12 protein-coding genes are annotated in these 8,662 nt (G+C 63.9%); 7 read left to right on the forward strand and 5 right to left on the reverse strand.

Features of this window, described 5'->3' with window-relative positions:
* Positions 1-3: 3 nt before the first annotated feature.
* Together ACIQ17_RS09955 and ACIQ17_RS09960 are read right to left on the reverse strand one after the other, a co-directional pair.
* Positions 4-1,032 (reverse strand): LLM class flavin-dependent oxidoreductase, encoded by a 1,029-nt coding sequence (locus ACIQ17_RS09955; RefSeq protein ID WP_398467954.1) that lies wholly within the window; start codon positions 1,030-1,032, stop codon positions 4-6.
* A 135-nt stretch (positions 1,033-1,167) separates the two neighbouring features.
* The gene (locus ACIQ17_RS09960; protein WP_398467956.1) at positions 1,168-1,815 is read right to left on the reverse strand and encodes a hydrolase; all 648 of its coding nucleotides are present in this window, start codon (positions 1,813-1,815) and stop codon (positions 1,168-1,170) included.
* Between the two features lie 143 nt (positions 1,816-1,958).
* On the opposite strand from ACIQ17_RS09960, the gene ACIQ17_RS09965 reads away from it, so the two are divergent.
* Positions 1,959-2,852 (forward strand): LysR family transcriptional regulator, encoded by an 894-nt coding sequence (locus tag ACIQ17_RS09965; protein ID WP_398467958.1) that lies wholly within the window; start codon positions 1,959-1,961, stop codon positions 2,850-2,852.
* A gap of 19 nt (positions 2,853-2,871) precedes the next feature.
* Here the strand turns inward: ACIQ17_RS09965 and ACIQ17_RS09970 are convergent, their stop codons facing one another.
* The 3 genes from ACIQ17_RS09970 to ACIQ17_RS09980 form a co-directional block, all read right to left on the reverse strand.
* On the reverse strand, positions 2,872-3,255 hold the full coding sequence (locus ACIQ17_RS09970) for a nuclear transport factor 2 family protein (protein WP_398467960.1): 384 nt from the start codon (positions 3,253-3,255) through the stop codon (positions 2,872-2,874).
* Positions 3,256-3,336: 81 nt separating this feature from the next.
* The gene (locus tag ACIQ17_RS09975) at positions 3,337-3,567 is read right to left on the reverse strand and encodes a DUF2798 domain-containing protein (protein ID WP_398467962.1); all 231 of its coding nucleotides are present in this window, start codon (positions 3,565-3,567) and stop codon (positions 3,337-3,339) included.
* Between the two features lie 124 nt (positions 3,568-3,691).
* Positions 3,692-3,949, reverse strand: a complete 258-nt coding sequence (locus ACIQ17_RS09980) for a hypothetical protein (RefSeq protein WP_398467964.1) — start codon at positions 3,947-3,949, stop codon at positions 3,692-3,694.
* A 324-nt stretch (positions 3,950-4,273) separates the two neighbouring features.
* Here ACIQ17_RS09980 and coaD point away from each other — a divergent pair, with 324 nt between their 5' ends.
* The 6 genes from coaD to tgt all read left to right on the forward strand — a co-directional run bounded on the left by coaD (position 4,274) and on the right by tgt (position 8,602).
* The gene (coaD, locus tag ACIQ17_RS09985; RefSeq protein WP_398467966.1) at positions 4,274-4,771 is read left to right on the forward strand and encodes a pantetheine-phosphate adenylyltransferase; all 498 of its coding nucleotides are present in this window, start codon (positions 4,274-4,276) and stop codon (positions 4,769-4,771) included.
* A gap of 39 nt (positions 4,772-4,810) precedes the next feature.
* Positions 4,811-5,401 carry a peptidylprolyl isomerase gene (locus ACIQ17_RS09990; protein WP_398467968.1) on the forward strand — a complete coding sequence of 197 codons (591 nt, stop codon included), beginning with the start codon at positions 4,811-4,813 and terminating at the stop codon, positions 5,399-5,401.
* Positions 5,402-5,446: 45 nt separating this feature from the next.
* Positions 5,447-5,848, forward strand: a complete 402-nt coding sequence (locus tag ACIQ17_RS09995) for a hypothetical protein (RefSeq protein WP_398467970.1) — start codon at positions 5,447-5,449, stop codon at positions 5,846-5,848.
* On the forward strand, positions 5,824-6,291 hold the full coding sequence (locus ACIQ17_RS10000; protein WP_398467972.1) for a peptidylprolyl isomerase: 468 nt from the start codon (positions 5,824-5,826) through the stop codon (positions 6,289-6,291). Before ACIQ17_RS09995 ends, ACIQ17_RS10000 begins: the two co-directional genes overlap by 25 nt.
* 95 nt (positions 6,292-6,386) lie before the next feature.
* Positions 6,387-7,469: a tRNA preQ1(34) S-adenosylmethionine ribosyltransferase-isomerase QueA gene (queA, locus tag ACIQ17_RS10005; RefSeq protein ID WP_398467974.1), complete on the forward strand. Its 1,083-nt coding sequence runs from the start codon at positions 6,387-6,389 to the stop codon at positions 7,467-7,469.
* Complete coding sequence (gene tgt, locus ACIQ17_RS10010; RefSeq protein WP_398467976.1) at positions 7,466-8,602, forward strand: tRNA guanosine(34) transglycosylase Tgt; 1,137 nt, start codon at positions 7,466-7,468, stop codon at positions 8,600-8,602. The genes queA and tgt overlap by 4 nt, the downstream gene beginning before the upstream one ends.
* The last annotated feature ends 60 nt before the right edge of the window (positions 8,603-8,662 follow it).

Below are 8,662 nucleotides of genomic sequence, written 5' to 3' on the forward strand. Positions count from 1 at the left end.
TGATCAGGCTGCCCGAATGATCGGCGCGACTTCGGTGCCCAGCAATTCGATCGAGCGCTTCATGGCGGCGGTTTCGAGCGAGGCGGTGCTCATCTGGAAGGTGATGCGCGAGACGCCACCGAGAGCGTCATCGGCGTGACACATCTTGGCCGCCACCGTCGCGGGCGCGCCGACCAGGAATGCGCCTTCCGGGCCGGCCATGGCGTCGAACTGCTGGCGCGATGGCGGCGACCAGCCGCGCTCACGGCCGATCTTCGCGGTCAGATGCGCCCAGCCGGGGAAGAACGCATCCCGGGCCGCAGCGTCGGTCTCGCCGACAAAACCCATCGCATGCACCCCGACCTTCAGCTTGTCGGGGCTGTGACCGGCCTTGGCACCGGCGTCGCGATAGAGATCGACGAGCGGGCGAAAGCGTTCGAAGGTGCCGCCGATGATCGCGACCATCAGCGGCAGGCCGAGCGTGCCGGCGCGCACGAAGGATTCCGGCGTGCCGCCGACGCCGATCCAGACCGGCAGCCGCGCCTGATGGGGGCGGGGATAGACGCCCTGGCCTTCAAGCGCTGCGCGAAAACGGCCTTTCCAGATCGGATGCTTGCTCGCGCCGAGCTTCAGAAACAGGTCGAGCTTCTCCGCGAACAGGGCGTCATAGTCGCGCGGGTCCATGCCGAACAGCGGATAAGCCTCACCGAACGATCCGCGGCCGACGACGAGTTCGGCGCGGCCCTTCGAGATCAGATCGAGGGTGGCGAATTCCTGGAAGACGCGCACGGGATCGGCGGCGCTCAGCACCGTCACCGCGCTGGTCAGACGGATCTGCTCGGTGCGTGCTGCTGCGGCGGCCAGAATGATCGCGGGCGCGGAATCGAGGAATTCGGCGCGGTGATGCTCGCCGATGCCGAAGACATCGAGCCCGGCGCGGTCGGCCACTTCGACTTCCGCGAGAAGATCGGCCATGCGGTCGGTCGCCGACGGCAGCTGGCCGGTGGCGGGATCGGGAAGGATGGCCGCAAAACTGTCGATGCCGATTTCCATGAAGGTGTCTCCAGATTGACGTGTCGAGGTGGTGGATGGCATCGGATCAGACGACCATAGACGGGGATGATAACGCGCGATGGCGCGTGCGTTGTTGTGCCGCACCCGCCATCGCCATCGTCATGCCTGTTTGCGTCAGGTCTTCGGCACCGGCGTGTTGAGCAGTTGCTGCTCCCAGAAATACGCGATGCCGCTGCCGGCGGCGTGCTGGCCGAGCACTTCCGTCATCTTGCCGGCGGTTTCGAGCCGCGCCCAGTCCCGCTGCCACTCGGCGGCGAGGGCGAGCCACGTCATCATGTTGGCACCGGCCGCGATCATGCGCTGGATGGCGACCTCGTGCGCCTCCACCGAGGTGCCGCCCGACGCATCGGTGATGACCGTGACATCCCAACCTTCGCCGAGGGCCTGAATCACAGGCATTGCGACGCAGATCTCGGTCCACAGGCCTGCAATGATCAGTTGCTTGCGGCCCGTCGCCTTGACGGCGTCGACCACCTTCGGGTCCTCCCAGGTGTTGATGAAGGTCCGGTCGATCACCTCCTGGCCGGGAAACACATCGGTGATCTGGGGGAAGATGAGGCCGCCGCGGGCCGCGATCACGCTGGTCAGGATCGTGGGAACATTGAAAAGCTTGGCGGCCTTGGCCAGGCCGGCCGAGGCATTGACGACAGCATGCGGGTCGTGGCTGTTCAGATTGGCGAGCTGGTAGGGCTGGTGGTCGATCAGAACGAGGACCGAGTCTTCGGGGCGAAGAAGCGATGCAAGGCCGTTACGAAAGGTCATGAAGTCATCCTCTGCTGCCGGTGTGTGTAGGGTTGGTTTGCCGGGAGACATGCGCCGGCAGCGAGACGGAAACTGTCATTCCGGTTTCTCGTGCGGTAGGGCTCTCGGGTGCCAAGCTGTGTCGCAAAATGGGGAACGCCGGATTGGATATCGAAGAGCTCAGGACATTCGTCGAAGTGGCCGATGCCGGGGGCGTGTCATCCGCCGCACGCCGGCTCGGTGTCTCCAAGTCCATCGTCAGCCGGCAACTCGCGCGGCTTGAAACGGAACTCGGCGTTCAGTTGCTGGCGCGAAACACGCGTGGCGCCGCGCTCACGGAAGCCGGCGTCCTGTTTCGCGATCATGCGGCTCGCGCCTGCGCCGAGATCGACACCGCGCGCGAGCTGATCCTGCCGGACGGCGAATTGTGCGGGCGCCTGCGCGTTGCGGTGCCGCTGACCTTCGGGCCCACCCATCTGGCGCCTGTGCTCGCGGAGATGGCGCGTCAGCATCCGCAGCTCCACATCCACACCGTCTATAGCGATCGCTTCGTCGATATCATCACCGAGGGCTTCGACTGTGCGATCCGCTTTGGTTATCTGCAGGATTCCAACCTGATCGCGCGCCATGTCGGGCCGTTCTACGGAAAGCTCGTCGCGAGTCCGGACTACATCAAGGCGCGTGGTTCTCCCGAGAATCCGGACGAACTCTCTGCGCATGAGGCGCTGATGCAGGGGACGGAAGCCTGGCAATTCACCGATGGTGACAAGATCGTGACGGTTCGCCCGCAGGGCCGCTTCAAGGCCGATAACGGGACAGCACTGATGGCAGCGGCTTTGGCAGGACTCGGCATTGCCTGGCTTCCGGATGGCATCACCGACGAACATGTCGCTTCCGGCGCGCTCGTTCCGGTCATGACGCGCTATCCGCCGCCGCCCGCCGGTGTCTATGTCATCCGGCCTCCGAGCCAGCATCCCGCACGGAAGGTGAGGGTACTCACCGAGATGCTGGTCGCGTGTTTCGGAAAGGCTTCGCTCCCCGCTGAGGCGGTCCGCTAAAGCGCACCGCCATGCGTGTTCAGAACATGCCGTTGGGGTTTTGCGACTCGACGGGGATCGTCTGCAGGACGTCCCAGTGTTCGATGATCTTCCCCTCCGGCGTCAGCCGGAAGATGTCGATGGCGGCATAGTCCTGATCACCGGGCCAGTGCTGCAGGCAATGCACGACAACGAACTCGCCCTCGGCAATGACGCGCCGGATCTCCACGCGCTTGCCGGGCCATTCACGGGCCATGCGCTCGAAATAGGCGATGAAGCCGTCGATGCCGTCAACGACATGCGGATTGTGCTGGGTGTAGCTGTCGCCGGCATAGAGCGAGATCGCTTCACGCGGGCGACATTCGTTGAACATGAGCTCATAGAAGGCGACGACATTGGCCTTGTTACGCTCGATCTCCATCATGGCGATCTCCGGCGAGTGATCCATCAGCCCAGATAGTCGGTCGCGGAGATCGTTAGCGCCGCGCAGTTGGTTGCCGGGCGTTCAATACTCCCGCGTCATCCGGTGCACGAATGCCCTGATGACGGGCGCTGCCATTATAACGATAGGCAGCATGATCAGCCAGGAGATCGACCAGGCCGACAGCCAGTGCACGAGAAAGGACTGTTCCTGCCAGAACGGAACACTGGCGACGGCGGCGGATACGCCGCTGGTCAGGCCGGACTGGATCACACCGAAGGTGAGGTGGCTGTAGCGCGCAGGAATGAACGTCATCTGGGGTCCTCTGATGGACAAGGACCAAGCAACAAGCTTGCCAGACCCGTCGATGACGGCTTCGTTGAATGAGAAAGCCCGCGGTGATGCCGCGGGCTTTCTCATGCGGGATGATGGAAATTTCCTAGTGACGATCTGTCGTCACCACGCGCACTTCGCGGATGTTGATGACCTTGGTGGCCGCGTTGCGCAGGCAGGAGGCTTCGAAATTCGGCCAGGCCTGTTCGGAACAGGCGCGACCGACCTGCTTGACGTCCAGGCGGTCGGCCTTGGCGAGGGCCACCGGAACCGACGCTTCGACCCGCGGCGCAAAGCCGGGAAGGATGGTGACGGCGGCGGCAATGAAAGCAGCAATCGCGATAGCGGAAAGAGCCTTGATCATGACGGTCCCCTGTCGGTTGGGGCATTTTGCCCCGGTTGTTTGGCGGTCCCTGTGCCTGCCTGATTAATCAGGGCCGGTTTCGGGAGATTGTCGTGGTCTCGGCAAACCGGTTTCATCACGCCCGGCCTGTGTTTCGTCCATCCGTCCGCGACGACACAATTCGCTGAAAAGCGTGTGTTTTCAGTGCCGTCCCAGATGCTCAATAGACGCCGTGACCGGCATTCCGGTTCGAGCGGACACGAAAAATATTGTGGCCGTGACGGGGCGCCCTGGAGGGAACCAACGGCGCTTGCGGGGCTACCTTGGGCAGGCTAGGACGGAGACATGACCCGTATCGCGCTCTATCCCGGATCATTCGATCCCGTGACCAATGGCCACCTCGATGTGGTCCGCAATGCCGTCGGCCTCTGCGACAAGCTTGTCGTCGCCATCGGCGTCCATCCCGGCAAGAAGCCGCTGTTCTCCACCGAGGAACGGCTGGCGATGGTGAAAGACGTGTTCGGCCCCGTGGCGAAGGCTGCCGGCTGCGATTTCGACTGCACCACTTACGACAATCTCACCATCACGGCGGCCGAGAAGATCGGTGCGACCATCATGATCCGCGGCCTGCGTGACGGCACCGACCTCGATTACGAGATGCAGATCGCCGGCATGAACCAGACCATGGCGCCCGACGTGAAGACCGTCTTCCTGCCGGCGTCGGTGGGCGTTCGCCCGATCACTGCCACACTGGTCCGGCAGATCGCTGCCATGGGCGGCGACGTCTCGGCCTTCGTGCCGGAGGCTGTCGCCACGAGCCTGAAGACCAAATTCGCGACCTGAACTGAACGCCCATCGGGCATTCCTGCATCCGGAGTTTCCATGATCCGTACCATCGCCATCGCTGCCGTGCTGCTGTCGGCCGCTCCCGCTTTCGCGCAGGCGCCCGCTGCGCAGGCTCCGGCCGCAGCACCGCTGCCGGCCGGTCTCGACAAGGCCAATGCCATCGTCATCGACACGACCAAGGGCCGGATCGTGTTCAAGCTGCGTCCGGACATCGCTCCGCAGCATGCCGAGCGCATCAAGCTGCTGGCACGCGAGGGCTATTACAACAATGTGCCGTTCCACCGCGTGATGGATGGCTTCATGGCGCAGACCGGCGACGGCAAGAACTTCAACGGCACCGGTGGTTCGAAATATCCGAACCTGAAGGCCGAATTCTCGCAGGTGCCGTACAAGCGCGGCGTGGTCGGCATGGCGCGTGCAGGCGATCCGGATTCGGCCAATTCGCAGTTCTTCATCATGTTCGCGGACGGCTCGTCGCTGAACGGCAAATATACCGTGGTCGGCGATGTCGTGTCGGGCATGGACGTCGTGGACAAGCTGAAGAAGGCACCTCCGGGCTCGGCCTCGGGTGCCGTCACCGACCCGGACAAGATGGTCAAGGTCCAGGTCGCTTCCGACATCAAGTAAGGCGTGATGCTGCGACGCGGACATATCGTCCTGCTCGCAGCGTCGATGCTGATCGTCCCCGTTCAGTTAGATACCGCTTCGGCGCAGGCCGAGGCGGTGAGCACGCTGGACGGGATGTTCGAACGGCTGAAGGGATGCTGGCGCCGGCCTGAATTGCCACGCGGCCATCCCGGCATGCAGATCACCGTGCTGTTCAGCTTCAAACGCGACGGCGAACTTCTTGGCCGGCCGCGGATTACCTTCGAGACACCGGGTGCGTCCGAGGCCGACAGCATCGCCTACAGAATGGCGGTGATGGAGACTTTGCAACGGTGCTCACCAATGCCATTTAGCGGGGGACTAGGCGACGCTGTCGCTGGACGCCCGTTCCGAGTGCGGTTCGACGACCGCCGAAACCAACCCAAACCAGTCGAGAGAAAAGCATGGCTGTCACCGAGAATACTCTGATCCTTGAAACCACCCAGGGCAACGTCACCATCGAGATGCGCCCGGATCTGGCCCCGGGCCATGTCGCCCGCATCCAGGAACTGGTGCGTGAAGGCTTCTATGATGGCATCGTGTTCCATCGCGTCATCGACGGTTTCATGGCGCAGACCGGCTGCCCGCAGGGCACCGGCACCGGCGGCTCGGGCAAGAAGCTGAAGGCCGAATTCAACGCTGAACCGCATGTGCGCGGCACCACCTCGATGGCCCGTGCAGCCAGCCCGGATTCCGGCGACAGCCAGTTCTTCATCTGCTTCGACGATGCTTCGTTCCTGAACAAGCAGTACACCGTCTGGGGCAAGGTGACCGAAGGCATGGAGAATGTCGACAAGATCAAGCGCGGCGAGCCCGTGCAGAATCCGGACAAGATCGTGAAGGCCTATATGGCGGCCGACAAGGCTGCCTGATAGCTCACCATCTTTGACGACGTCATGCCCGGCCATTGCGCGAAGCATCGCTTCGCTTGATGTGCCGGGCATCCACGTTTTGCGGCCCCGAGACCATGCGCACCGATCTATTCGATTTCGAGCTTCCGTCCGAAAACATCGCGCTTCGCCCGGCGTCACCGCGTGAGGCTGCGCGTCTGCTGGTCGTGCAGCCGGGACAGGCGGTGGCAGATCACACCGTTGGCGATCTGCCGGACTGGCTGAAGCCGGGCGATCAGCTCGTTGTCAACGACACCAAGGTAATTGCAGCATCGCTCACAGGCCGTCGCATCTCGCGCGACACCGAGCCGAAGATCGAAGCGACGCTGATCAAACGCGTCGATGCTTCGCGCTGGCAGGCTTTCGTGAAGCCGGCGAAGAAGCTCGCCCCCGGCGATATCGTGCGCTTCGGCAATGAAGGCCGCGTCTGCCTGCTCGGCCATCTCGATGCGACTGTGGAGGCCAAGGGCGAGGCAGGCGAAGTGACGTTTGCCTTCACGTTCCATGGCCCGGCTCTCGATCAGGCGATCGCCGAACTCGGCGCGCCGCCGCTGCCGCCCTACATCGCGTCGAAGCGCGATGCCGACGAGCAGGATGCCGCGGACTATCAGACCATGTTCGCCGTCAATGAAGGCGCCGTCGCCGCGCCGACGGCGGGACTCCATTTCACGCCGGCGCTGGAAGCGAAGCTCAAGGAGCGTGGCGTCGGGCTGCATCGCGTGACGCTGCATGTGGGCGCAGGGACGTTCCTGCCGGTGAAGGTGGGCGATACCACCGAGCACAAGATGCACTCGGAATGGGGATCGATCACGCGCGAGACAGCTGATGCGCTGAATGCAGCACATGCCGCCGGTGGCCGCATCGTCGCTGTCGGCACGACCTCGATGCGCCTGCTGGAAAGCGCGACCGGCGAGGATGGCGTCATCAAGCCGTTCGCCGATGACACCGCGATCTTCATCACGCCGGGCTATCGTTTCCGCGCCGTCGATATCCTTCTCACCAACTTCCATCTGCCGCGCTCGACGCTGTTCATGCTGGTCTCCGCCTTTGCCGGCCTCGACACCATGAAGGCGGCCTATGCGCATGCCATTTCCACAGGCTACCGCTTCTACTCCTATGGCGATGCCAGCCTGCTGTTCCGTAACGAAAGCCCGCAATGACTGTCGCCAATCACTTTGAACTGCTCGGCACGAATGGCGCCGCGCGCCTTGGCCGCCTGAACACGCCGCATGGCGTGGTGCGGACGCCGGCCTTCATGCCGGTGGGCACCATCGGCGCCATGAAGGGCCTGCACTGGCGCGAGGTGCGCGATGCCGGGGCGGATATCGTGCTCGGCAACACCTATCATCTGATGCTGCGGCCGGGTGCGGAGCGCATCGCCGCGCTCGGTGGCCTGCAGACGTTCACCACCTGGAATGGACCGATGCTGACCGACAGCGGCGGCTTCCAGGTGATGTCGCTGGCGCAATTGCGAAAAGTGACGGAGCAGGGCGTTACCTTCCGCTCGCATATTGATGGCGCCAAATACGAGCTGACGCCGGAGCGCGCGGTGGAGATCCAGCGGCTGCTGAATTCCGACATCGCCATGCAGCTCGACGAATGCGTGCGGTTGCCGGCGGAGCCTGTCGAGATCGAGCGCGCCATGCAACTGTCGCTGCGCTGGGCCGAGCGCAGCAAGCGCGCCTTCGAGAACGCGCCCGACGGCTACATGCTGTTCGGCATCGCGCAGGGCGGCGACGTGCCGGCGCTGCGCCATGCCAGCGCGCGCGGGCTGATCGATATCGGCTTCCACGGCTATGCCATCGGCGGCCTCGCGGTGGGCGAGCCGCAGGCCGTCATGCTGGCAATGATCGAGGAAGTGGCGCCGATCCTGCCGACGGATCGTCCGCGCTATTTGATGGGCGTCGGCACGCCCGAAGACATTCTGGAAGCAGTGGCGCGCGGCGTCGACATGTTCGACTGCGTGATGCCGACCCGTAACGGCCGCCACGGCATGGCGTTTACGCGCCATGGCCAGATCAATATCCGCAATGCGCGGCATCAGGACGATCCGCGTCCGCTGGATCAAGAAAGCCCGTGGCCGGCGGCGCGCAACTATTCGCGGGCCTACCTGCATCACCTTGTGCGCGCGAACGAAACGCTCGGCGCCATGCTGCTGTCGGAGATCAATATCGCCTATTACCAGACGCTGATGCAGGGAATTCGCGCAGCGATCGAGGCGGGTACGTTCGAGGATTTTCGCGCCGCGACGAAGGAAGGCTGGGCGAGGGGCGATATCGCGCCGCGCACGTAGTCGTGGACGTGCAGGGTGGGCGCGCCCCCTCCAGCTTCGTTAGCGGGCGCTAGCCCTCCA

It is taken from the genome of Tardiphaga sp. (assembly GCF_044340795.1).
In the GTDB taxonomy this organism is placed as follows: domain Bacteria; phylum Pseudomonadota; class Alphaproteobacteria; order Rhizobiales; family Xanthobacteraceae; genus Tardiphaga.

Bases quoted from the DNA above. Each gene is read 5' to 3' on its own strand.
- ACIQ17_RS09955 (WP_398467954.1), bottom strand. From the start codon at position 1,032: ATGGAAATCGGCATCGACAGTTTTGCGGCCATCCTTCCCGATCCCGCC.
- ACIQ17_RS09960 (WP_398467956.1), bottom strand. From the start codon at position 1,815: ATGACCTTTCGTAACGGCCTTGCATCGCTTCTTCGCCCCGAAGACTCG.
- ACIQ17_RS09970 (WP_398467960.1), bottom strand. From the start codon at position 3,255: ATGATGGAGATCGAGCGTAACAAGGCCAATGTCGTCGCCTTCTATGAG.
- ACIQ17_RS09975 (WP_398467962.1), bottom strand. From the start codon at position 3,567: ATGACGTTCATTCCTGCGCGCTACAGCCACCTCACCTTCGGTGTGATC.
- ACIQ17_RS09980 (WP_398467964.1), bottom strand. From the start codon at position 3,949: ATGATCAAGGCTCTTTCCGCTATCGCGATTGCTGCTTTCATTGCCGCC.
- coaD (WP_398467966.1), top strand. From the start codon at position 4,274: ATGACCCGTATCGCGCTCTATCCCGGATCATTCGATCCCGTGACCAAT.
- ACIQ17_RS09990 (WP_398467968.1), top strand. From the start codon at position 4,811: ATGATCCGTACCATCGCCATCGCTGCCGTGCTGCTGTCGGCCGCTCCC.
- ACIQ17_RS09995 (WP_398467970.1), top strand. From the start codon at position 5,447: ATGCTGATCGTCCCCGTTCAGTTAGATACCGCTTCGGCGCAGGCCGAG.
- ACIQ17_RS10000 (WP_398467972.1), top strand. From the start codon at position 5,824: ATGGCTGTCACCGAGAATACTCTGATCCTTGAAACCACCCAGGGCAAC.
- queA (WP_398467974.1), top strand. From the start codon at position 6,387: ATGCGCACCGATCTATTCGATTTCGAGCTTCCGTCCGAAAACATCGCG.
- tgt (WP_398467976.1), top strand. From the start codon at position 7,466: ATGACTGTCGCCAATCACTTTGAACTGCTCGGCACGAATGGCGCCGCG.